Annotated in this window: 17 protein-coding genes and 1 pseudogene; 10 read left to right on the top strand and 8 right to left on the bottom strand. The window is 44.9% G+C overall.

Features of this window, described 5'->3' with window-relative positions; all coding sequences use genetic code 11:
* Window positions 1–107: 107 nt before the first annotated feature.
* Window positions 108–863 (top strand): twin-arginine translocase subunit TatC, encoded by a 756-nt coding sequence (tatC, locus tag L1D11_RS12845; RefSeq protein WP_239832421.1) that lies wholly within the window; start codon window positions 108–110, stop codon window positions 861–863.
* Between the two features lie 288 nt (window positions 864–1,151).
* Here tatC and L1D11_RS12840 read toward each other — a convergent pair whose 3' ends face one another.
* Window positions 1,152–1,913, bottom strand: coding sequence for a TatD family hydrolase (locus L1D11_RS12840; RefSeq protein WP_239832420.1), 762 nt, complete (start codon window positions 1,911–1,913; stop codon window positions 1,152–1,154).
* A 208-nt stretch (window positions 1,914–2,121) separates the two neighbouring features.
* On the opposite strand from L1D11_RS12840, the gene hemB reads away from it, so the two are divergent.
* The 3 genes from hemB (at window position 2,122) to polA (ending at window position 7,155) form a co-directional block, all read left to right on the top strand.
* Window positions 2,122–3,165 carry a porphobilinogen synthase gene (gene hemB, locus L1D11_RS12835; RefSeq protein WP_004741486.1) on the top strand — a complete coding sequence of 348 codons (1,044 nt, stop codon included), beginning with the start codon at window positions 2,122–2,124 and terminating at the stop codon, window positions 3,163–3,165.
* 77 nt (window positions 3,166–3,242) lie between these two features.
* Window positions 3,243–3,677, top strand: a complete 435-nt coding sequence (locus tag L1D11_RS12830) for a GNAT family N-acetyltransferase (RefSeq protein ID WP_239832419.1) — start codon at window positions 3,243–3,245, stop codon at window positions 3,675–3,677.
* Between the two features lie 679 nt (window positions 3,678–4,356).
* Window positions 4,357–7,155: a DNA polymerase I gene (gene polA / locus L1D11_RS12825; RefSeq protein WP_239831763.1), complete on the top strand. Its 2,799-nt coding sequence runs from the start codon at window positions 4,357–4,359 to the stop codon at window positions 7,153–7,155.
* Between the two features lie 471 nt (window positions 7,156–7,626).
* Here the strand turns inward: polA and L1D11_RS22755 are convergent.
* Together L1D11_RS22755 and yihA are read right to left on the bottom strand one after the other, a co-directional pair.
* Window positions 7,627–7,806 (bottom strand): annotated as a pseudogene (locus tag L1D11_RS22755) (hypothetical protein); the annotation flags it as partial.
* Window positions 7,807–7,903: 97 nt separating this feature from the next.
* Window positions 7,904–8,563, bottom strand: a complete 660-nt coding sequence (gene yihA / locus L1D11_RS12820) for a ribosome biogenesis GTP-binding protein YihA/YsxC (RefSeq protein WP_239831762.1) — start codon at window positions 8,561–8,563, stop codon at window positions 7,904–7,906.
* Window positions 8,564–8,711: 148 nt separating this feature from the next.
* On the opposite strand from yihA, the gene L1D11_RS12815 reads away from it, so the two are divergent.
* The 5 genes from L1D11_RS12815 (at window position 8,712) to hemN (ending at window position 13,263) form a co-directional block, all read left to right on the top strand.
* Window positions 8,712–9,329, top strand: coding sequence for a c-type cytochrome (locus L1D11_RS12815; RefSeq protein ID WP_239831761.1), 618 nt, complete (start codon window positions 8,712–8,714; stop codon window positions 9,327–9,329).
* A 570-nt stretch (window positions 9,330–9,899) separates the two neighbouring features.
* On the top strand, window positions 9,900–10,538 hold the full coding sequence (locus L1D11_RS12810) for a class I SAM-dependent methyltransferase (protein ID WP_076651429.1): 639 nt from the start codon (window positions 9,900–9,902) through the stop codon (window positions 10,536–10,538).
* Window positions 10,538–11,095: a Der GTPase-activating protein YihI gene (gene yihI, locus L1D11_RS12805; RefSeq protein ID WP_239831760.1), complete on the top strand. Its 558-nt coding sequence runs from the start codon at window positions 10,538–10,540 to the stop codon at window positions 11,093–11,095. The genes L1D11_RS12810 and yihI overlap by 1 nt, the downstream gene beginning before the upstream one ends.
* 6 nt (window positions 11,096–11,101) lie before the next feature.
* Complete coding sequence (locus tag L1D11_RS12800) at window positions 11,102–11,590, top strand: DUF2489 domain-containing protein (RefSeq protein ID WP_060983240.1); 489 nt, start codon at window positions 11,102–11,104, stop codon at window positions 11,588–11,590.
* A gap of 281 nt (window positions 11,591–11,871) precedes the next feature.
* Window positions 11,872–13,263: an oxygen-independent coproporphyrinogen III oxidase gene (gene hemN, locus L1D11_RS12795; RefSeq protein WP_239831759.1), complete on the top strand. Its 1,392-nt coding sequence runs from the start codon at window positions 11,872–11,874 to the stop codon at window positions 13,261–13,263.
* Window positions 13,264–13,346: 83 nt separating this feature from the next.
* Here hemN and L1D11_RS12790 read toward each other — a convergent pair whose 3' ends face one another.
* The 5 genes from L1D11_RS12790 to glnA all read right to left on the bottom strand — a co-directional run bounded on the left by L1D11_RS12790 (window position 13,347) and on the right by glnA (window position 20,983).
* Entirely contained in the window at window positions 13,347–15,911 is a 2,565-nt protein-coding gene (locus tag L1D11_RS12790) for an EAL domain-containing protein (protein ID WP_239831758.1), read from the bottom strand.
* A 107-nt stretch (window positions 15,912–16,018) separates the two neighbouring features.
* The gene (glnG, locus tag L1D11_RS12785; protein WP_239831757.1) at window positions 16,019–17,422 is read right to left on the bottom strand and encodes a nitrogen regulation protein NR(I); all 1,404 of its coding nucleotides are present in this window, start codon (window positions 17,420–17,422) and stop codon (window positions 16,019–16,021) included.
* A 107-nt stretch (window positions 17,423–17,529) separates the two neighbouring features.
* Window positions 17,530–18,606: a nitrogen regulation protein NR(II) gene (gene glnL, locus L1D11_RS12780; RefSeq protein ID WP_239831756.1), complete on the bottom strand. Its 1,077-nt coding sequence runs from the start codon at window positions 18,604–18,606 to the stop codon at window positions 17,530–17,532.
* Window positions 18,607–18,774: 168 nt separating this feature from the next.
* Window positions 18,775–19,332, bottom strand: a complete 558-nt coding sequence (locus L1D11_RS12775; protein WP_239831755.1) for a DUF4124 domain-containing protein — start codon at window positions 19,330–19,332, stop codon at window positions 18,775–18,777.
* Between the two features lie 241 nt (window positions 19,333–19,573).
* Window positions 19,574–20,983: a glutamate--ammonia ligase gene (glnA, locus tag L1D11_RS12770; protein ID WP_239831754.1), complete on the bottom strand. Its 1,410-nt coding sequence runs from the start codon at window positions 20,981–20,983 to the stop codon at window positions 19,574–19,576.
* A 561-nt stretch (window positions 20,984–21,544) separates the two neighbouring features.
* On the opposite strand from glnA, the gene typA reads away from it, so the two are divergent.
* Complete coding sequence (gene typA, locus L1D11_RS12765; RefSeq protein WP_239831753.1) at window positions 21,545–23,380, top strand: translational GTPase TypA; 1,836 nt, start codon at window positions 21,545–21,547, stop codon at window positions 23,378–23,380.
* Window positions 23,381–23,531 lie beyond the last annotated feature (151 nt).

Below are 23,531 nucleotides of genomic sequence, written 5' to 3'. Positions count from 1 at the left end.
CAAGGAGGAGTCGCCAGATACTTAGTAGCTAGATGTTTAAGCAAATAGCTATGTAAGATAGAAACACGTGCGGCTCCTTTTCGATCTTCCTGTTTAAGAGGTTTGACATGTCTTCGACTGAGCAGACACAGCCTTTAATTAGCCATCTTCTAGAACTCCGTAATCGACTACTACGATCGATTCTCGCCGTTCTAGTAGTGTTTATCGGGCTAATTTATTTTGCTAATGATATTTATGAATTCGTATCCGCACCTTTGGTAGATCGTCTACCTGAAGGGGCGACGATGATCGCAACCGATGTTGCATCGCCATTTTTCACACCTTTAAAGCTAACGTTAATTTCCGCTGTGTTTGTTGCGGTACCGTTTATTTTGTATCAGGTGTGGGCTTTTGTGGCTCCGGGTTTGTACAAGCATGAGAAGCGCTTGATAATGCCACTTTTGGCTTCAAGTTCTCTGCTGTTTTACTGTGGTGTGGCGTTCGCTTACTTCGTGGTATTCCCATTGGTATTCAGCTTTTTTACGGCTATCTCGTTAGGGCAGGTAGAGTTTGCGACGGACATATCGAGTTATCTCGATTTTGTACTTGCACTGTTCTTTGCTTTTGGCATTGCCTTTGAAGTGCCAGTGGCGATTATCTTATTGTGTTGGACGGGTGCAACGACACCTAAAGCGCTAGCTGAGAAGCGCCCTTACATTGTCGTGGGTGCTTTTATTATCGGTATGATGCTGACACCGCCAGATATGATTTCTCAAACACTGTTGGCGATTCCAATGTGTATCCTGTTTGAGATCGGTCTGTTCTTCGCTCGCTTCTATGTGCGCAAGCCAGACGGCGATGAAGAGGAAGAAGCTGAATCGTAAGTCAGATCTCTGCAGTAAAAATCTCATAATAAAAAAGCGGCCCTAGGCCGCTTTTTTATTATGTCTGATTATCGAATCTTCAACTGATAGCCACAGTTTTGACATACATAGAGCTCTTTAATGCCCAAGATTTTATGCCATCGAGTTCGATGTTGACGTTGCAAGTGTTGTGAATGGTCACACATAATCAACTATCTCCATATGCGAGCGGTTGATAATATACATGTCAATTAGCTTTCTCAAATAAATTCAGGGTAAATCCGTAATAATTGCTTATTAATAGATTTATCATAAATTAAACAATGATTTAGCATTAATATTGGTTATATTTTCGACTTCTTCAAGGGTAATTCCGCGCAATTCGGCGATTCGTTTTGCCACCAATTCTGTATAGGCTGGCTCATTGCGTTTACCGCGATTCGGTGTTGGTGCCAAGTATGGGCAGTCCGTTTCTAAGATAACGTAGTCCATATCTAGGTGTGGAATGACCTTATCCATACCTGAATTCTTAAAGGTCGAAACACCCCCTAAACCAAGGTGGAAGCCGAGTGCGTTGATCGCTTGAGCTTCTTCTAGGCTGCTGCCAAAGCAGTGAAATACACCACGTAAGCTGCCGTCTTGCTCTTGTTTTAGCAGAGTCAGGGTCTCTTCTATTGAATCTCGAGTGTGGATTACCACCGGCAGGTCGAGTTCCTTTGCCCATTGCAGTTGGGTAATGAAGGCCATCTCTTGTTCGGCTTTAAAGGTTTTATCCCAGTAGAGATCGATACCAATTTCCCCCACCGCGATAAAGTCGCGTTTATCAAACCAAGCGCGAATAGTCTTTAGTGTTTCTTCAATATTTCCATCAACATAACAAGGGTGTAAGCCCATCATTGAACGACATACTTCCGGAAATTGAGCTTCCGTTGCTAGCATTGGCTCGATAGATTCTAAGTCGATGTTTGGTAGTAGAATTGTATCAATACCTTGAGCCAGTGCGCGCTGCACTACTTGTTCGCGATCTTCATCGAATTCGCTAGCGTAAATATGAGCATGGGTGTCGATCATTGTTTTGTCCTGAATGCGGTCTTTACTGAGTTGTCATGAGTATACGGCAGTGTGAGGAGAAGGTCATTTTTTGCCATTTCTCCCTGTTTTTGAGTGGGTTTTATATTTTACTGCTAGCGTCCTGAGCCATCAGTGATATGCTTTTGCCTGTATTTAGCACTTTTCATATCTAAGTATTTCGGTACTTAGACTAGGCAAGGAGAATCTAGTGTCTGTTTCAATTCAAGGTCAATTCCCAGGTCGCCGTATGCGCCGTATGCGTAAGCACGACTTTAGCCGTCGCCTAATGGCAGAAAATCAATTGTCTGTGGATGATCTAATCTACCCAATGTTTATCCTAATGGGTAAAGACCGCCGCGAGCCTGTAGAGTCTATGCCGGGTGTTGAACGCCTGTCGATCGACCTTATGCTTGAGGAAGCGGATTACCTTTCTAAATTGGGTGTTCCTGCGATTGCTCTATTCCCAGTCGTGAACCAAGATGCTAAAAGTTTATGCGCAGCTGAAGCCCATAATTCTGAAGGCTTGGTTCAGCGTGCTGTACGCTCACTAAAAGAACATGTGCCGAACATTGGCGTTATTACAGATGTCGCGCTAGACCCGTTCACCACTCATGGCCAAGATGGCATCATCGATGAAGATGGTTACGTGATGAATGATGAGACAACAGAAGTGCTGATCAAACAGGCACTGTCTCACGCTGAAGCGGGTGCTGACGTGGTTGCTCCATCGGATATGATGGATGGCCGTATCGGTAAGATTCGTGAAGCGCTAGAAGAAGCGGGGCACATTCACACTCAAATCATGGCGTACTCAGCGAAATACGCGTCGTGCTACTACGGCCCATTCCGCGATGCTGTCGGCAGTGCATCTAACCTGAAAGGTGGTAACAAGAAGAACTACCAGATGGACCCTGCAAACAGTGATGAAGCCATTCACGAAGTCGCTATGGATCTTAACGAAGGTGCGGACATGGTGATGGTGAAACCAGGCATGCCTTACCTAGATATCGTGCGCCGTGTGAAGCATGAGCTGCAAGCTCCGACGTATGCATACCAAGTGTCTGGTGAATACGCGATGCACAAAGCGGCGATTCAAAACGGCTGGCTGAAAGAGCGCGATACAGTAATGGAGTCACTACTTTGCTTTAAGCGTGCTGGCGCGGATGGCATCCTAACTTACTTTGCTAAAGATGTAGCTGAGTGGCTAGCTGAAGACAATGCAAAGGCCGCTGAGCATCTAAGAGAAAAGTAACGACTTTAGGTTAAGCTAAAAGATTATTTAAAGGGTTGGCCGTCGTGCCAACCCTTTCGTTTATGAGGGTGGAAAGTATGTCAGTCATCGTACGTGAAGGCTCGCTGGAAGAAGTGGCTTCGGTTGTTGAGCAGATTAACGAGTTTGCTCAAAAAGAGAATGTGGCCTCCCTTGCACAACGTTTATCAGGCAAGAAGAGTTTGATTTTAGTCGCGGAAGAAGCGGGTGTGCTATTGGGTTTTAAGATTGGCTATGAATTGGAACCGAACACTTTTTACAGTTGGTTTGGTGGTGTATCTCCGCTCGCGAGGAACAAAGGCGTTGCACAGACGCAATTAGATGCTCAAGAACAGTGGGTACAAGAGCAGGGCTACAGGCAGTTAAAGGTTAAATCCCGCAACCAGTTCCCCGCAATGTTGCGTCTGTTATTAAGAAATGGTTACCTAATCGAAAAACTTGAGGAAAAAGAAGACATTAATGACCATAGGATCCATTTTTTGAAGCAAATTTGAGCACAGTCGTTAACGGTATATGAATTAAATGAGATTTATTATCATTTAATTGTTGACTATTAAATGATAATCATTATTATTAACTTCGTCTTAGGGAATGAGGAAATGTTCACAAGGATGTTAAGTAATCGAGTATCAACTTGGTTACCCAACAGAATTCTCGCGAACTTGTACTAAGTTCTTTTTGACACGACATTGCTCACATTGCTTCCAGTGTAATTTATAGCTTTTAGGTAAAGCTGTGGTATTCAATTTGAATGGCTTTACCGGTTTTTGCTAGGCGACATCTTCGGGTGTCGCTTTTTTTATACCTATCATTTCAACAAGATGCATATTTAGTGGCACGTATTTTTATTAATAAAACGCCATCAGCATTCTTTTCCACAACGCAAGATCGAGAAAAGATCGTTGATCATCTGTTCGATCTGTAAAATTATTCTTTATTTTCAGTTGTTTATTGGTGTTTTTTGAGTTGTTCACCTTAGTTCTTAACAGGGTGGGTAAATAATATAAACAGAGTTATCCACAGAACGCTTGCGTCTAAGAACAAAAAATAACAACAAATCGATTATAACGAACACAACCGAGTGAACGGATACAGATCGACAACGTGGAATCCAACCAACAGACGTGGCATTCTTAACAGATAATTTCTGTACTTACTGGATACACAAACATTATGGCTCGTATTCCTGATAATCCATTGATTCTGATCGATGGCTCTTCTTACCTATATCGCGCGTTCCATGCTTACCCTGGCACAATGAGCAATGGTGATATCCCAACTAACGCTGTTTACGGTGTAGTTAACATGCTGCGCAGCATGATGCGTCAATTTGCTTCTGATCGTATTGCGGTAATTTTTGATGCGAAAGGAAAGACGTTCCGTGATGACATGTACCCAGAGTACAAGGCTAATCGTCCACCTATGCCGGATGATCTGCGTTGTCAGATCGAACCTTTGCACAACGTGATTCGCGCAATGGGTCTACCCCTTATCTCGATCCCAGGCGTTGAAGCGGATGACGTGATCGGTACGCTGGCTTCTCAAGCATCTAAAGCGGGCATGCCGGTTTTGATCAGCACGGGCGATAAAGATATGGCACAGCTGGTTGATGACAACGTTACTTTGATCAACACCATGACCAACGTGGTGATGGATCGTGAAGGCGTGATTGAGAAGTTTGGTATCCCACCTGAGCTTATCATCGACTACCTTGCGCTGATGGGCGATAAAGTGGATAACATTCCTGGCGTTCCAGGTGTCGGTGACAAAACAGCGACTGCTTTGTTGCAAGGCATTGGTAGCATCGAAAAGCTGTATCAAAACCTGGATGATATTGCCGCTCTTGGCTTCCGTGGTTCAAAAACCATGGCTAAGAAGTTGATTGATAATAAAGACAACGCTGAGATGTCTTACGAGCTTGCTACGATCAAACTGGACGTCGAGCTTGAAGAGACGCCTGAGTCATTAGTAAAAACACAACCAAATACCGATGAGCTGATTAAGCTATATGGTCAACTGGTCTTCAAATCTTGGCTGAATGAGCTTCTTGAGGGCGGTACTGGCGTCGTTGAAGCTGATGAGAAATCGGGCGCTGTACGTAGTAGTGGTGCATCGGCAACCTCAACGGTTGAAATGAACACTTCAGCAGTGACGATTGATCGTAGCAAGTACGAAACCATTCTTGATGAAGAGAGTTTCAACGCTTGGCTAGAGAAGCTGAAAGCGGCAGAGCTGTTTGCTTTTGACACTGAGACAGACAGCCTAGATTACATGGTGGCTAACCTGGTTGGCCTATCGTTCGCAACAGAAGAAGGTGTTGCGGCTTACGTACCGGTTGCTCATGACTACTTAGACGCACCACAACAGCTGAATCGCGATTGGGTACTAGAACAGCTGAAGTCGATTCTTGAAGATGATGCACAAGCTAAAGTGGGTCAAAACCTCAAGTACGATATGAGCGTTTTAGCGCGCTACGGTATTGAGATGAAAGGCATCAAGCATGACACCATGCTAGCGTCTTACGTTTTCAATAGCGTTGGCGGTAAGCATGATATGGACAGCTTGGCGTTGCGTTTCCTACAACATAGCTGCATCTCATTCGAGCAGATTGCGGGTAAAGGTAAGAAACAACTGACGTTCAACCAGATTGAGCTTGGTGAAGCCTCTCCATACGCTGCTGAAGATGCTGACGTAACACTGCGTCTGCATAACCGTCTAATGGAAAACATCGAACAAGACGAAAAGCTAAAAGCGATCTATGAAGAGATCGAAGTACCGCTGATTCCAGTCATGTCTCGCATTGAACGTACCGGTGTATTCGTTGATGACATGTTGCTAGGTGCACAGTCACAAGAGATTTCGGTTCGTCTTGATGAGTTAGAGCAAAAAGCTTATGAGCTTGCAGAGCAAGAGTTCAACATGAACTCGCCGAAACAGCTGCAAGCGATTCTGTTCGAGAAAATGGGTTTGCCTGTTATCAAGAAAACGCCATCTGGTTCGCCTTCAACTAATGAAGAGGTACTACAGGAACTGGCGCTAGATTATCCGCTACCTAAGTTGATCATTGAGTATCGTGGTCTTGCGAAGCTGAAGTCGACTTACACTGACAAACTACCGAAGATGATCAATGCAGAAACGGGTCGTGTTCATACCTCGTATCATCAAGCGGTAACGGCGACAGGTCGTTTGTCTTCGACCGATCCAAACCTACAGAACATCCCAATTCGTAATGAAGAAGGCCGTCGTATCCGCCAAGCATTCGTTGCACAGCATGGTTGGAAGATTCTAGCGGTCGATTACTCTCAAATTGAATTACGTATCATGGCGCACCTATCGGGTGATAAAGCGCTTCTAGAGGCGTTCCAACAAGGAAAAGATATCCACGCAGCAACGGCAGCTGAGATCATTGGCGTTAATATTGAGGATGTGACTTCTGAGCAACGTCGTCGTGCTAAAGCGGTTAACTTCGGTCTTATCTACGGCATGAGTGCTTTTGGTTTGGCTAAGCAGCTTGGTATTCCTCGTGGTGAAGCACAGCACTATATGGATACTTACTTCGAGCGCTATCCTGGTGTGATGCAGTACATGGAAGACACACGCAGCGCAGCTTCAGAGCAGGGCTTCGTTGAAACCATTTATGGTCGTCGTCTGCACCTACCTGAAATCCAATCTCGTAATGGCATGCGTCGTAAGGCAGCTGAGCGTGCAGCGATCAACGCGCCAATGCAAGGTACAGCGGCAGACATCATTAAGAAAGCGATGCTGTTGGTGGATGAATGGATTCAGGCGGAAGGTGATGGGCGAGTTAAGCTATTGATGCAAGTACACGATGAATTGGTATTTGAAGTGGAAGAGTCATCTTTAGCCGAAATTGAAAGTAAAGTACAAGAATTGATGGAATCTGCTGCTGACCTAGATGTACCGCTTGTTGCGGAAGCTGGTCACGGTGACAACTGGGATCAAGCCCACTAATCAGTTTTTGACCTTATGGAGCAAATTAGTATGAGCCAGTGCACAAACACTGGCTTTTTTTTATCTCAAATAAAGTTCAATCACGCAAAGGGCTTAAGTGTTTTAATAAAACGTTCATGAAAAAAAACTACAAAAATGGTTTTCATTTCTGAGCAATTGTTGTACATTAAATCTCGTAGGGTACAGAGGTAAGATGTTCTATCTTTCAGACCTTTTGTTTCACGTTATTGGATTAGGCTGATTCAGCCGCCCCAGTCAGTATTTGACTGGGGCGTTTTTTCTTGTGCGAAAGAAAAACATTTCCAACCTACCGCTCCTCCGTAAAACCTCTCATTTTTAGTGCCTTTTATTACGCTTCCTCAACCACAGTGATAACCCCCCTGATTTACCTTAGACTGGAATTCGATCAGCTTTTGGTAATTTAAATCCGTCTCTAAGTTTGTTACTTCACTTCTTGAAATAACTTTTATTCTACAAGTTATCGATAAAGGGTTGATGGATTATGCATAATTTATCAGTGTGTTGAGTTGGTGGGGGCTCAAGGTGATTCGTGATTTGCTGTTGTTTCTCGGTGCTGTATTACAGGGCTTCGGCAGTAATTTGGATGGATTGCGCCATCGAAGAGATATTGTTGGTCGTTTTAACTCACGAATTTACAGAAAAAAATACCCCACATATAATAGAGGGGCATTGATAAGGTTAAAGCACTTGTTGTAAGCCGTCTAACCTATGGCGATAAGTAGAGGGGCTACTCTGAGTCGTTGTGCTCTTCGTTCGCTAACTCATCAATGATTTGATCAGCAAGCGCTGGTGCGAACCACTCATCCATCTTGGCGCGTAGTTTGTCAACGCCAATTCCCTTCGTTGAAGAGAAGACATCAACCGCAACATCACCACCGAAAGATTTCGCATCGTTACGGATTTTCAGTAGCTGTGCTTTACGCGCACCACTTTTCAGTTTGTCTGCTTTTGTTAACAAAACCTGGACTGGGATACGGCTATCAATAGCCCAGTAGATCATTTGTTGGTCAAGGTCTTTCATTGGGTGACGGATATCCATCAATACCACTAAACCTTTCAGGCTTTCACGTCGTTGTAGGTATTCACCTAGCGACTTCTGCCATTTTTTCTTCATCTCAAGCGGTACTTGAGCAAAGCCATATCCAGGTAAATCGACGATATGACAACCGTCCGTTACCTTAAATAGGTTGATTAGCTGAGTTCGACCTGGTGTTTTACTGGTTTTCGCCAAGCTTTTTTGGTTGGTAACGCGATTTAGCGCGCTAGATTTACCAGCATTGGAGCGTCCTGCAAACGCAATTTCGATCCCTTCGTCTTCTGGTAAATGACGAATATCAGGTGCACTGGTAATGAAATGCGTGTTTTGATAATGAATTTTTACGCTCACTGTTAACTCCATCTCGACTTTGTGTAGTCGATTGATTACTTTTTTGTGAATTTGTGTAAAATAACCGTGCTCGGCATAAGGTCGCCTATTGTACCATGAGTGGCAACATAGAGTGGTACTGGAAGCTTGATAATTATAATGGAATGTCATGAAGAAATTAGCGCTAATTTTGAGTCTTTTAGCCAGCTGCTCAGTATGGGCTCAAGGTAGTATTGAAGCTGGTAAAGCCAAATCACAAACATGTGTTGCCTGCCACGGTGCTGACGGCAACAGTCTGATCACTCAGTACCCTAAGCTGGCTGGTCAACATGAGAAGTATCTAGAAAAGCAATTAAAAGAGCTTAAGCTAGGTATGACAAGTGGTGGTAAGCAAGGTCGTTATGAACCTGTAATGGGTGCAATGGCGATGCCTTTATCTGAAGAAGATATGGCTGACCTAGCGGCATACTACGCATCTCTACCTATCTCTAGTAACTCTACTCCTGAAAATGTAGTAGATGAAGGTAAGGTTCTTTACACAGCGGGTAACGCAGAACGCGGCCTAACAGCTTGTATTGCTTGTCACGGCCCTCGTGGTAATGGTACCGAACTTTCTGGTTTCCCTAAAATATCAGGCCAACACGCAGAATACATCAAGGCTCAACTTGAAAAATTCCGCGATGGTAGCCGTAATAACGACATGAATGCGATGATGCGTGATGTAGCTAAAAAGTTAACAGACGCAGAAATTGATACCTTATCGAAGTACGTTGGTGGTCTACACTAATTTGTCGGTTTCTCGCTCTTAGCCAGAGTGAAGAAATGTACGTTCGAGCGAGATAGAAGAAGGCGCCCCGATCAGAAATGATTGGGGCGTTTTCTTTTTCTAGGTCATATCAATAGATATTTATGATGATTTATCTTTTTGTGTCTGATTTATCAATGTGTGATCAATTAGTGTACGAAAGTGTGAAGTCGCACTATTGTAGTCTTTTTGTAACAGGGTAAAGTAAGCGCCATCAGCTAGGAGCTGACTTAGATACGGATGATCATCTCGTCTAACGGTATAGACAGAAACGGATCAGGCTAGGACAGCCCAGCAACAAGGTGTTAGAAAAGGATAGCCAAAACTCATCAGGACGATGAACAACAAACAAATTTGGCATGGAAAGCACCAATAACAAATGGAGATTTGTGTACCAAGTTGAGTATGCAAATTTTGGCCGATATAGGCAGATTTAGAGAGCGATAGGTTTTCCTATCGCTTTTTTTATTGATTTGATGAAAAAACACCCAATACCTCTCCACTATAAACGCAGTTTCTGGTATGTTTCGCATCCCTGTTTAAGGATGTGCTATGTATACTTGTCCCTTATGCCATCACCAAGGCGTGAATCACTATTTTGAAGACAAACGCAGAGCCTATCTGCAGTGTCAGCAATGTGAACTGGTATTTGTTAAACCTGAACAAAGGTTAGAAGCAAAAGAAGAAAAAGCACACTATGATCTCCATGAGAACGATCCTAGTGATGCAGGCTATCGCCGCTTTTTATCTCGCATCGCGGATCCACTAACAGACAAAATTTCATCTAACTCACAAGGGTTGGATTTTGGTTGTGGCCCAGGCCCTACGCTATCTATTATGTTAGAAGAAGCCGGACACACCATGGAGTTGTACGATATCTATTACCACCCAGATGCCTCTGTGTTGGAAAAAACGTATGACTTTATGACTGCCACGGAGGTGATAGAGCATCTTTATCACCCAGACAAAGTGTGGCAGCAATGGTTGAATTTAGTTAAACCCAAGGGCTGGATTGGTCTGATGACTAAACTAGTAATAGACGTAGACGCGTTTGCTGGTTGGCACTACAAGAATGATCCGACACATGTCGTCTTCTTTAGTCGTCAAACATTCCAGTTTTTGGCAGAGCGGGATAAGCTCGAACTAGAATTTTTTGGAAATGATGTAATTTTACTGAGGAAAGTGCAGTAATGGGTCGTAGTAAGAAATCAAGAAAACCGGGAGCACTTGGCGCTCCGGAACCTATGGTTACTCGTAACCGTAGCGAATCTGATGTTGAAGGTCGTGAACGTAAGCGTATTAAAAAGCGTAAAGGCCTTAAGTCTGGCAGCCGCCATTCAGATGGTAGCGACGCGAAACAGCGTAAAGCTGCACAAGCTCGTGATCCACGTTTAGGCAGCAAGAAAAAAATCCCGCTGATCGTTGAACCAGCGAAGAAGCCGACTAAACAAGAGCGCAAGCTATCTAACGAACAAGAGTTAGAGATGCTTGAGAATGATGCTCAACTGAACACATTGCTAGATCGTATCGAAAATGGTGAAAACCTAGGTGCGGGTCTACAGAAGTTTGTTGATGAGAAACTTGATCGTATCGAACACCTAATGGGCCGCTTAGGTCTACTAGAGCCAGAAGACGATGAAGAAGAGTTCTTCGAAGAAACGCCGGTAGTATCGAACAAGAAAGCAAACTCTGATGAAGACTTGCTATCTCAATTCGAAGATATCGACTTAGACAGCTTTAAAGGTTAATAGCCAATGAACGTAACCTTATTAGCAATTGCTGGTGGAATTATCATTCTCGGCTTGGGCTCTTACGCAGGTTACCTTCTACTTCAAGTGAAGAAGCAGACGGAGTTGCAAAAGCAGCATCAAGCATTAGCCATTGAAAAACGTAACGCGACGATTTACGAAAACGTAAATACTTTGTGTTTAGCGGGCATTCAAGGCCAGTGTGACTTACCTGAGATCAGTATCCGAGTGTGTATCATTATGGATAATGTTCAGGGTGATGAGCGTGTCGATTTTGATTCAGAATATCCTGCTCTTTCTGAGCTGTACCATATCGTGAAAGATATGGCCCGCGGAGACGAAAGACAGGAGCTGACTAAGAAAGAACGCATGCAGCAGAATCTCACTCGCCATAAGGCTGAGACTCGCTTGAACGATGCAGTTATCGAAGATTTGAAAAGGTTGCAGGAGAAGGTTAAGCCTCTCAACAACCAAATCAATATTCAGATGATCTAGTCGCTAAGACTTAAAATAGAGGCTTGTTTAATACACGGTGTTCTTAAGGCGCCTTATCTTTATAGATAGTGTTAAATAAGCCTTCTTGCCTTTTGCGTCTCGTTAATTCCGACGCTTTGTTAGTGATCAAGCTAGCAGTTCTGAGTTTTTATCTGAAAAATTGATTTTGTCTTGAAACGACCTTACAGGTCGTGTGGCAAAATAATCCGTCTATATTTTAATGTATGTAAATTGATTTGAGAGAGCCTAGGTTCTCGCGGATCTAAATTGGAAGTACCGCTATGTCGAGCAAGCCAGTAACAACGAATCAGCAAATCGTTTGGGACCAAGAAATCTTAAACAAGTACAACTATTCGGGACCTCGTTACACTTCATACCCAACTGCGTTGGAGTTCCATGAAGCGTTTACCGTCTCTGATTACGACATGGCGTGTACGCAATACCCAGAGCGTCCACTGTCGCTTTACGTACATATCCCGTTCTGCCATAAGCTTTGTTACTACTGTGGTTGTAACAAGGTGATTACTCGTCACGCGCACAAAGCGGACGAGTACCTAGATGTGATTGAACATGAAATCCGCCAACGAGCTTCTTTATTGAATGGCCGTGAAGTGACTCAATTGCATTTCGGTGGTGGTACGCCAACTTTCCTAAGCAAGACACAAATCACGCGTCTAATGATGATTCTACGTGATGAGTTTCACTTCACTGCTGACGCTGAGATCAGTATCGAGGTTGACCCTCGTGAGATTGAACTCGACGTACTGGATCACCTACGTAACGAAGGTTTCAACCGCCTGAGTATCGGTGTTCAAGATTTCAATAAAGAAGTGCAAAAGCTGGTTAACCGTGAGCAAGATGAAGAGTTCATTGTAGCTATGGTTCAGCGTGCTAAAGAGCTTGGCTTCCGTTCAACGAACCTAGATTTGATTTACGGCTTGCCTAAGCAGACTCAAGCGTTGTTCGCTGAAACGCTGAAGCAAGTACTTGAGATGAAACCTGGTCGTCTATCGGTATTTAACTACGCTCACATGCCACAACTGTTTGCGGCGCAGCGTAAGATTAAAGATGAAGACCTGCCAAAAGCTGAAGAGAAGATGGCTATCTTGCAAGATACTATTGAGACTCTAACGGGTGCTGGTTACCAGTTTATCGGTATGGACCACTTCGCACTTCCTGAAGATGAGCTAGCAGTGGCACAGCGTGAAGGTGTGCTGCACCGTAATTTCCAAGGCTACACGACTCAGGGCGAGTGTGACCTAGTAGGCTTTGGCGTGTCGGCTATCTCTATGGTGGGTGACTCTTACGCGCAAAACCAAAAAGAGCTCAAGAAATATTACGCTCAAGTGAATGACCTTCGTCATGCGCTTTGGAAAGGTGTTGCACTAGATAACGATGACTTACTGCGTCGTGAAGTGATTAAGCTGCTTATTTGTAACTTCAAACTCGATAAGACGATGATCGAATCTGAGTTCGCTGTTGATTTTAATCGTTACTTCAAAGAAGACTTAGAGCTTCTGCAAACCTTCATTAACGATGACTTGGTTGAAGTAGACGACAAAGAAATCCGCGTAACGCTTCGTGGTCGTCTGTTGATTCGTAACATCTGTATGTGTTTCGATAAATACTTGCGTGCTAAGGCTCGCCAACAGCAGTTCTCTCGCGTTATCTAATCACTCGCTCGAGAATAAATACATAAAAAATGCCAGCATCATGCTGGCATTTTTGTATTCGGCTCACTCAAACTTTCGCTTGTTTAGGCAGTAATCTCTTTGCGGCCCTGTTTGGCGTTAGCAAGGTCGGTCGGCCATTGCTCAAACGGTACAGGGCGGCTGTATAGGAAGCCTTGTGCCTGCGGACATTGCAGCTGTTTTAGCAAGTCAGCTTGCTGTTGAGTCTCAACCCCTTCGGCGACTAAGCTAACCTTGAAGCCTTTGGTGATATTGACGATAGCGGCAACAATCGAGCTGTCTAGGCTCTCTTTATCAAGCTTGCTGACAAAGCTGCGGTCGATCTTAAGGCAGTCGAATGGCAGTTTTTGTAGGTAGGCCAGCGACGAATACCCGGTACCAAAATCATCAATTGCAATCGAGATACCTAAGGTTTTGAGTGTCAGCATGTTGTCGATAACAGTCGGGTCGTTATCAACGATTCGTGACTCTGTGATCTCCAAGGTGAGGTTCTTTGCTGGTAGCTTAGTGTCACTCAGGGTCTTTTTCACTAAATCAATAAACCCACTCTGACTGAGTTGGTCAACCGAGAGATTAACGTGAATGGAGAAGTCTTCACTCCACTTGCCTGACTCAATCGCGATAGCCGTATCTCGGCAAGACTTATGCAGAATTTGTTTTCCGATATCGTAAATGAGCCCACTCTCCTCGGCGAGAGGAATAAATTCGAGTGGCGAGATCACCCCTTCATCGGTTATCCAGCGCGCTAAAGCTTCCGCCCCTATGGTTAAGCCGGACTCCAGATCAATAATAGGCTGATAAAACGGTTCGAACTGTTGAAGCTTAATTGCTCGGTTCATCCGCGCTAGCATCTTGGTACGATGTCTCGATGCTTTGCCCATCTCCGGGCTGTAAATGCTAACACTGGTTTTGTCTTGTTTCGCGTTGCTCAGAGCAATACTGCTACTGCGGAGCAGTAGTGTAATGTCGTGGAGACTCGAGACACTCACTATTCCCATCGATACCTTAATCACCACGCTTTCCGATTCCATTGAAAATGGGGAAACGAAGGTTTGAAGTAAGCGATTAGTCAGTAGCTGAACATTATCGCTTCGCGTAACGTTTGGCGCGTAGATGGCAAACTCATCACCACCAGTACGAGCCAGTAGGTATTCGGATGGCAGTGTACCTCTTAAACGAGCGGCAACAATGATAAGCAGTTGGTCACCATTGTAATGACCTAGGCTGTCATTGATGTCGCGGAAGCGGTCAATACCCACCAAGAAAAGCGTGCCTTCTTCGTTTTCTGGTTTTTTCTTAGCAGCGTCAATAAAGCCTTCACGACTATACAGTTTGGTGAGTGAATCATAGGTAAGCTGAGATTGTAATGCTTGAAATGAGGCCTTTAAGTTGTTGGCCATTTCATTGAATGACTCCACCAACATACTCGTTTCATAGATATGACCCGTCTTTGGCATACTCGTGTCCCAATCGCCCTTGGCAAGACGTTTTGCTGCACCTGCTGTCGAGGTTATGGGTTGGGTTACGCGATTAAAGGCAATTAATCCTGTAATGACCCCAATGCAACTCAGTGCTAGTCCGAGCAACCAACTATTTCTTTGGTTTTCTGGCAATTTACCGAGCAGGTTACTTTCAGGGATCGACACCCCAATAAACCAAGTGAGGCCGTGTTCATCTTCGTATGGGGTGATTTGGTTGAAGTATCTTTCGTCGTCTAGGCGGAAGCTAAAGCGCTGCTCGCCCAAGTTATCGATGAGGTGGAATTGGTCTACGTAACTGGCGCTTTCACGTATGACGGGGTTAGCACTCTCTGTTGCCAGTAAGCGTTGGCCTTTGTTGGTTTTTCCTGTTCCCCATGAAACGACACTGCCTCCGCCTGAGTGCGCGACCAAGCGTTTCTGTTTATCGATGATGTAAACAGTGGCATCTGTTCTATCTTTGAGTTTTCTGAGAAATGCGTTGAAGGTATTGATCTTGATGTCGCTGACGATGACTGCTTTGAACTGGCCATTGTCATAGATAGGTGCAAGAGCAGATAAGGTGATGTCTTGGCGTTCGTCAGCATTGGCATAAATTGTTGACCATACTGCTGTTTTCTGTGTCGCAACGGGGGCGTACCATGGGCGGACTCTTGGGTCGTAACCTGAAATTACCGATCGAATGTCTTCACTAATCTTGTTGCCCCGGTAAATGACCAACTGATCATTGGTACGCTCGTCCTGCACCATTAAGGTATAGCTATTGTTGGCTTCTTTACGAACACCAACATAGTTACCATCTTCAGAACCAAAGCCGATCACATCCAGTTGAGGTACAGCAGTGAAATGCTCTGAGAATGTATAAAGAATGTAGTCTTGGACCTTGCTAAGGTTTCCCGCTTGATAAAGGTGGCTGTAACCAATGTTATGGCTGAGCGAGAGGTTCGCATCAAATGGCTTTTCTAAAAAATTGGACAGGCTTTGATGAACGTGGTCAGTCAGTGATGCTAACTGGCGTGTACTAACTTCACTCACCATCTTTTTGTAGTTTTGCTTTTGAGTAAAAACCATTACGCCCATAGTGAATAGAAAAATCATCACGAATGGCAGCACCACTGCGGTTCTCAAGGTAATTTGTGTTTTCAAAGACATCTTTAGCTACAACGTTGGTGAATAGCGCACTGTAATTGTACCGACACTATTCAAACCAAGCGACACTTTTTGGGCTAAAAAGTAGTAGCATCGAGAGTCATATTAGGTCAGTACAGCTCTTTAAGCTTGCGAGTTAGGGTATTTCTTCCCCAACCTAAAACCTTGGCTGCATCTTGCTTGTGACCATTAGTATGGTTGAGTGCAGCCTCAAGCAGTATACGTTCAAACTCTGGCAGTGCATAAGTCAGCAGTTCTTTTTCTCCTGAATCAAGCGCACACTTTGCCCAATTGGCGAGCAGTTGTTGCCAGTTATCTCCAGTTCCTGAGGTTGTCACCACTTTTTCTTCCGATAGCTCTGGTGGTAGGTCTGAAGGGAGAATTTCGCTGCCGCTCGCCATCACGGTGAGCCAACGACAAATGTTCTCTAGCTGACGCACATTACCTGGCCAGTTGAGCTGGTTGAGTTTTAAAATGGTCTCTGGATGCAGTGTTTTTACTTCAACGCCGAGCTCTTCGGCGGCGGATGCTAGGAAATGGTGAGTCAGTTTGTCAATGTCTTGTTTGCGTTCGCGCAGCGCTGGAATGTGGATTCGGATAACGTTGAGTCGGTGAAAAAGGTCTTCACGGAAGTCGCCTTCATGCACCAGTCGTTCAAGATCTTGGTGGGTTGCGGCAACGATACGTACGTCGACCTTCACCGCAGAGTGTCCACCCACACGATAAAATTGGCCATCAGAAAGTACACGTAGCAAGCGAGTCTGAATATCGAGTGGCATGTCGCCGATCTCATCAAGAAATAGTGTGCCGCCGTTGGCTTGTTCGAAACGTCCTTGGCGAACGCTGTTGGCTCCGGTAAAGGCACCTTTCTCGTGGCCAAACAGTTCAGACTCGATCAGATCTTTGGGGATAGCTGCCATGTTCAAGGCAATGAAGGGTTTCTTGGCTCTTGGGCTATGACGATGCAGCGCGTGGGCAACCAGCTCTTTACCCGTACCCGATTCACCATTGATCAGCACGGATATCGATGAGCGAGATAAACGGCCAATGGCTCGGAAAACCTCTTGCATCGCAGGTGCTTCACCAATGATTTCCGGTGCATTGGTCTCCTCGGCTACTTCGCTAGCTTGTTCACGTTTTTGCTCTTGGCTATGTGCGATTGCTCGCTCTACTAGAGTCAGTGTCTCATCGATATCAAATGGCTTAGGCAAATATTCAAAGGCGCCTTTTTGATAAGCATTCACCGCCGCATCAAGGTCTGAGTGCGCGGTCATAATGATCACTGGTAGATCAGGAGAGCGTTGGTGAACCTGATGCAATAGCTCAATTCCGTCAATGCCAGGCATACGAATATCAGACACTAATACGTCAGGAGTCTCGCGCTCAAGCGCAAGCAATACGCTCTCAGCATCAGCAAATGTTTCACACTTTATATCCGCAGATGAAAGTGTTTTTTCTACTACCCAGCGGATAGAGCTATCGTCATCGACGACCCAAACGTATCCCTTACTCATAATTTAATTCCTTTGCAGCCAAAACTATTGTGATTATCATTGTTTTTATTGTTCTGTATTTGTTTCTTGCCTGAAGCGAAGTTTCTCATCGAGAGGTGTTGCTCCGTTTAAATGGGTAAGTAAATCGTAAATGTGGTGTTCCCCGGCCAGCTCTCGACATCGATTTTTCCGTTGTGTTGATCGATTAGGTTTTGAGATATTGATAGCCCCAATCCGGTGCCGCCCTCACGTCCACTGACCATGGGGTAGAACAGGGTGTCTTTTAATTTATCGGGGATACCCGGGCCGTTATCGCTTATCTCAATACGTGCTGCTAGTTTGTGTCGCTGGCCATGAATGTTGGCTTGATGCACCGTTCTGGTGCGAATGGTGATCTTACCTGAATCCTGTTCCTTTAAAATCTGTGCTGCATTGCTCACGATATTGAGCATTGCTTGTTCAACCTGCGCTGAGTCCATCACAATTGGTGGAAGGCTTGGATCGTAGTCTCGTTCGATAGCTAATGTTGAGCCAGATTCGAGCTCGACCAGCTGTCTGACTTTTTCGAGTATCTGGTGGAGGTTTTCTTCTGACTTGGTTCCCGGCTTTTGTGGGCCAAGCAGGCGGTCGACCAAGGCTCGTAAGCGGTCGGCTTGCTCAATGATGATCTGGGTGTATTCATTCAGCGATTGTTCTGGAAGCATCTTTCCAAGTAATTGCGCTGCCCCTCTTAAGCCACCCAAAGGGTTCTTTATTTCATGCGCCAAGCCACGCACTAACAGTTTCGCTGCTTGTTGTTGTGCATGCTGGTTTAACTCTTGGCTTAGGCGCCTTTGTTGGTCGATCTTGCGCATCTCTACTAACAGCAGGGTCTCACGCTGCCAGGTGATCGGACTCACCGTCACTTCAAGCATTAGCGGGCGGTTATCGACAACAAAGGTCACGTCACTGTCGGTAATGCTCTGGCCGCTTTGTAGAGGTTGAGTAAGCAGTGCTAAGTCGAGCGAAGCGTGTTGAATAAGTTGACTCAGTGGGTGATCAACAATGCGTCTCGCACTTTGTGAAAAGAGCTGTTCAGCCGCCGGGTTGGCGTATCGCACGTATAAATGTTCATCGAGCATCAATGTCGATGTCACCATATTATCGAGAATGGCGTTGGAAAGGTGGTGTGTATCTATGCTGTCGCTTTTGGCTGATCGATTCACTGTTTCGTCCTTGAACTGGTGGTTTTCTCACTGCACCAAATTGGTGCGTAGCTAAGTTCAAGTATGGCGCATATCAATCAGAAGCTAAAGATAATTCATAAAAGTCGCGAAAAGCTGCTGAGAACAGGTAAACAGTCGATGTTATTCAGTCTCTTTTAACCTATTGGCCTACTTGATCGTCGCTCGATGTAAATACACGGTGACTGGACTAGTAGATGCAATAAGCTTGCCGCTTCTATGTGCTTGAATTGCAATGGTGTGAGTGCCGCGATCGATATCTTTTAACTGCCAAGTAGGTTGGTTTTGTGGTGCGCCATAACGTCGCCCGTCGAGCATCAGTTGCAGCTGCTCACCAATACCCAGTTTACGGTTGAGCTCGATTTGAATTGGGATTAAGCCACGGTTGCTATGAATCGTTTGATCGTGAGTGGGAGTGAGCATAGTAAGAGCTAATGGCGCTGGGACTTCTCGCTCAGTCTGTTGTGTTTTGGGTTGCTCTTGGTTTGGAAGGGCAGAGGCGGCTTTTTCGTCAACGAGTTGAGAGCTCTCAAACTTAGGCGCGGGTGCTGAAGCTTGGACATCTGGAAGCTGAAGTGATTTGGCACCTTCGCCTGTTGGTGTATCACTAAAATGGAGTACGCCATCTTCATCTACCCAGGTATATACGGTTTGAGCAGTGCATGAGAGTGCGACTGTTAACCCAAGAAGGAACAATATATTTTTCATATCTTTAGCCTCTTTTTCACCGCTAGGTGATTTCACGTTTGGCGTTGGTTTTAGTATTGATTTTATTGTATTTAGCGCGACAGCCTCTGAGGGCTTTTATTTACTACGATTGGTATCGAATATGGTACGAGGAGGGGAGCATAGAGAGAATACAAAAAAGGCCCGCCTGCGAGGCGAGCCTAATATTTAATCAGCGATTCTTACAAGGTTGCAGTAAGAAATGGCTTATTTCTACCGAAGATTAAACTGAGTAGTACAGTTCAAACTCAAGTGGGTGTGTAGCCATGTTCACGCGTTGTACGTCGTCAGATTTCAGAGCGATGTAAGAATCGATGAAGTCGTCAGAGAATACGCCGCCAGCTGTTAGGAACTCACGGTCTTCGCTAAGCGCTGCTAGAGCTTCTTGTAGAGATTCTGCAACTGTTGGGATTTCAGCTGCTTCTTCTGCAGGAAGGTCGTATAGATCTTTATCCATAGCTTCGCCTGGGTGAATCTTGTTCTTGATGCCGTCAAGGCCAGCCATAAGCATTGCTGAGTAGCATAGGTATGGGTTAGCTGCTGGGTCACCAAAACGTAGCTCGATACGACGTGCTTTAGGGCTTGGTACTACTGGGATACGGATAGAAGCAGAACGGTTACGTGCTGAGTAAGCAAGCATTACAGGTGCTTCGAAACCAGGTACAAGACGCTTGTACGAGTTAGTAGATGGGTTAGCAAACGCGTTGATTGCGCGAGCGTGCTTGATTACACCACCGATGTAGTAAAGCGCCATTTCAGATAGGCCGCCGTACTTATCACCAGCAAACAGGTTAACGCCGTCTTTTGCTAGAGATTGGTGAACGTGCATACCAGAACCGTTATCACCAACGAGTGGCTTAGGCATGAATGTCGCTGTTTTACCAAACGCGTGAGCAACGTTGTGAACAACGTACTTGTAGATTTGAGTTTCATCAGCTTTCGCTGTTAGCGTGTTGAAGCGAGTTGCGATTTCGTTTTGACCCGCAGTTGCTACTTCGTGGTGGTGAGCTTCAACTACTAGGCCCATCTCTTCCATTACTAGACACATTGCTGAACGAATGTCTTGAGATGAATCTACAGGAGCTACTGGGAAGTAACCGCCTTTAACGCTAGGACGGTGACCTTTGTTACCGCCTTCGAAGTCAGTACCTGTGTTCCAAGCTGCTTCTACGTCGTCGATCTTGAAGAAAGAACCAGACATATCGTTTGAGAACTTAACGTCATCAAATAGGAAGAATTCTGGCTCTGGACCAACTAGAACTGTGTCTGCGATACCTGTAGAACGTAGGTACTCTTCAGAACGTTTAGCGATAGAGCGTGGGTCACGGTCGTAGCCTTGCATTGTTGCAGGCTCAAGAATGTCACAACGGATGTTTAGCGTTGCGTCTTCTGTGAATGGGTCCAGTACAGCAGACGCTGCGTCTGGCATCATTACCATGTCAGATTCGTTAATGCCTTTCCAACCAGCTACTGAAGAGCCGTCAAACATTTTGCCTTCTTCGAAGAAGTCTGCATCAACTTGGTGAGAAGGAATAGAGATATGCTGCTCTTTACCTTTTGTATCAGTAAAACGTAAGTCGATAAATTTAACTTCGTTCTCTTGGATCAGGGATAGTACATTTTCTACTGACATCTTGGATAACCTCCAGTGTTATTAATTCGGTATTAGCTCGATTCGGTTGAAACTAGCATTGATTAATGTCTATAAGTGCATTAATCGATGCTGATTTATCTATAGCCAAAAACGTGCCAAAAAAATTATTCCATTAATTTCAATTATTTAACTGTTTTTAAGTTTTGCTCAATCTGCTTTTTGCACCAAAATGATCTTTAGCTGCACCTTGTTGGTGCAATCGTTTGTCTGTGCACCAATATGAGACATAAGCGAGCACCATTCAGCAATGAATTGCCTAAGTTGTCAATCCACTTTTGTTAATTTGCGGGAGATTTGGCTCGCCACTCGCAGGTGATACTTTTTAGAGTCCTACGAATTTGGCTGCTCAACACTGTACTGAATCAAAGTTAAGCGGATATGAATCGACAATAAAGAAAAAAGCCTTGGTTCAGATCACATATTTCTGGGTTTTTGTCTAGAATCTGGTATATTATTGACCGTTTTTTAAATCAAGCTAGCGGTTATTATCCAAACTTTTGAGATAAGTGACGGCTACTTTTATGAGTGAATCGAGAATCCATGTCTACTCCACAGATTGATAAGTTAAGAAATATCGCGATCATCGCGCACGTTGACCACGGTAAAACGACTTTGGTTGATAAACTGCTACAACAGTCAGGCACTCTTGAGTCTCGTGGTGAAGCTGAAGAGCGTGTCATGGATTCGAATGACATCGAAAAAGAGCGTGGCATTACCATTCTTGCTAAGAACACAGCAATCAACTGGAATGATTACCGCATCAACATCGTAGATACCCCGGGACACGCGGACTTCGGTGGTGAAGTTGAACGTATCATGTCTATGGTTGACTCTGTTCTGCTTATCGTTGACGCAGTTGATGGCCCAATGCCTCAAACTCGTTTCGTAACGCAAAAAGCATTCGCACACGGTCTTAAGCCAATCGTTGTAATCAACAAGATTGACCGTCCAGGCGCTCGTCCTGATTGGGTTATGGATCAAGTATTCGACCTTTTCGACAACCTAGGTGCTACTGATGAGCAACTAGACTTCACAGTTGTTTACGCTTCAGCTCTAAACGGTTGGGCAACAATGACTGAAGGCGAAACTGGCGAGAACATGGAACCATTGTTCCAAGCTGTTGTTGATACAGTAGACGCGCCTGCAGTTGACCTTGACGGTCCACTACAAATGCAAATTTCGCAACTTGATTACAGCTCTTACGTAGGTGTTATCGGTGTTGCTCGTGTTACTCGTGGTTCTGTTAAACCAAACCAACAAGTAACTATCGTAAATGCAGAAGGCAAAAAACGTAACGGTAAAGTAGGCACAGTTCTTGGTTACCTAGGTCTTGACCGTCACGAAGTTGAGCAAGCTAACGCTGGCGACATCATTGCAATCACAGGTCTTGGTGAGCTGAAAATTTCAGACACTATCTGTGACGTAAACAACGTTGATGCAATGACTCCGCTTTCTGTTGACGAACCAACAGTAACAATGACGTTCCAAGTAAACACTTCTCCGTTCGCGGGTAAAGAAGGTAAGTTCGTTACTTCACGTAACATCCTTGAGCGTCTAGAGAAAGAACTAGTACACAACGTTGCACTACGTGTTGAAGAAACTGATAACCCAGATCGTTTCCGTGTTTCAGGTCGTGGTGAACTTCACCTATCGATCCTGATCGAAAACATGCGTCGTGAAGGCTTCGAGCTAGCTGTATCTCGTCCAGAAGTTATCATCAAGAAAGACGAAGATGGCAACCTAACTGAACCGTTTGAAACTGTGACTATCGACGTGCTTGAAGAGCACCAAGGTGGCATCATGGAAAACATCGGCCTACGTAAAGGTGAGCTAACTGATATGTCTCCAGATGGCAAAGGCCGTGTTCGCATGGACTTCATGATGCCTTCTCGTGGTCTTATCGGTTTCCAAACTGAGTTCCTAACTCTAACGTCTGGTTCTGGTCTTCTTTACCACTCATTTGATCACTACGGTCCTCACAAAGGCGGCGTAATTGGTCAACGTAACAACGGTGTTCTAATCTCGAACGCAACTGGTAAAGCTCTGACTTACGCACTATTCAACCTACAAGAACGTGGTCGTCTATTTGCTGAGCACGCGGATGAAGTATACGAAGGTCAAATCATCGGTATTCATAATCGTTCAAACGACCTAACAGTTAACTGTCTGAAAGGTAAGCAGCTAACGAACGTTCGTGCATCTGGTACTGATGAAGCACAGGTTCTTTCGCCACCTATCCGCCACACTCTAGAGCAAGCTCTTGAGTTCATTGACGAAGACGAACTAGTAGAAGTAACGCCAGTAAGCATTCGTATCCGTAAGAAGCTTCTTACTGAAAACGAACGTAAGCGTGCAGCACGTCCAGCTAAAGCTTAATTGCCAGCTGACTAGCTTCTAGCTAACAAGCAAGACGTTTTAGAATAAGTAAGAAAGCCCTGAGTAGCCTAGCTGCTCAGGGCTTTTGTTTTTTGGTTTGTTTAGATTCGAGTAAACGGGATGCGGGATACGAAGAGCGTGTTTAGATTGG

This window comes from Vibrio sp. Isolate32 (genome assembly GCF_022397955.1).
Lineage (GTDB): Bacteria > Pseudomonadota > Gammaproteobacteria > Enterobacterales > Vibrionaceae > Vibrio.
The sequence above is the reverse complement of the archived record's forward strand: the minus strand, read 5'-3'. Positions and strand labels throughout refer to the sequence as shown.

Bases quoted from the DNA above. Each gene is read 5' to 3' on its own strand.
- L1D11_RS12830 (WP_239832419.1), top strand. From the start codon at position 3,243: ATGTCAGTCATCGTACGTGAAGGCTCGCTGGAAGAAGTGGCTTCGGTT.
- L1D11_RS12800 (WP_060983240.1), top strand. From the start codon at position 11,102: ATGAACGTAACCTTATTAGCAATTGCTGGTGGAATTATCATTCTCGGC.
- L1D11_RS12810 (WP_076651429.1), top strand. From the start codon at position 9,900: ATGTATACTTGTCCCTTATGCCATCACCAAGGCGTGAATCACTATTTT.
- L1D11_RS12815 (WP_239831761.1), top strand. From the start codon at position 8,712: ATGAAGAAATTAGCGCTAATTTTGAGTCTTTTAGCCAGCTGCTCAGTA.
- L1D11_RS12775 (WP_239831755.1), bottom strand. From the start codon at position 19,332: ATGAAAAATATATTGTTCCTTCTTGGGTTAACAGTCGCACTCTCATGC.
- polA (WP_239831763.1), top strand. From the start codon at position 4,357: ATGGCTCGTATTCCTGATAATCCATTGATTCTGATCGATGGCTCTTCT.
- typA (WP_239831753.1), top strand. From the start codon at position 21,545: ATGTCTACTCCACAGATTGATAAGTTAAGAAATATCGCGATCATCGCG.
- hemN (WP_239831759.1), top strand. From the start codon at position 11,872: ATGTCGAGCAAGCCAGTAACAACGAATCAGCAAATCGTTTGGGACCAA.
- L1D11_RS12840 (WP_239832420.1), bottom strand. From the start codon at position 1,913: ATGATCGACACCCATGCTCATATTTACGCTAGCGAATTCGATGAAGAT.
- tatC (WP_239832421.1), top strand. From the start codon at position 108: ATGTCTTCGACTGAGCAGACACAGCCTTTAATTAGCCATCTTCTAGAA.
- L1D11_RS12790 (WP_239831758.1), bottom strand. From the start codon at position 15,911: ATGTCTTTGAAAACACAAATTACCTTGAGAACCGCAGTGGTGCTGCCA.
- glnA (WP_239831754.1), bottom strand. From the start codon at position 20,983: ATGTCAGTAGAAAATGTACTATCCCTGATCCAAGAGAACGAAGTTAAA.
- yihI (WP_239831760.1), top strand. From the start codon at position 10,538: ATGGGTCGTAGTAAGAAATCAAGAAAACCGGGAGCACTTGGCGCTCCG.
- glnG (WP_239831757.1), bottom strand. From the start codon at position 17,422: ATGAGTAAGGGATACGTTTGGGTCGTCGATGACGATAGCTCTATCCGC.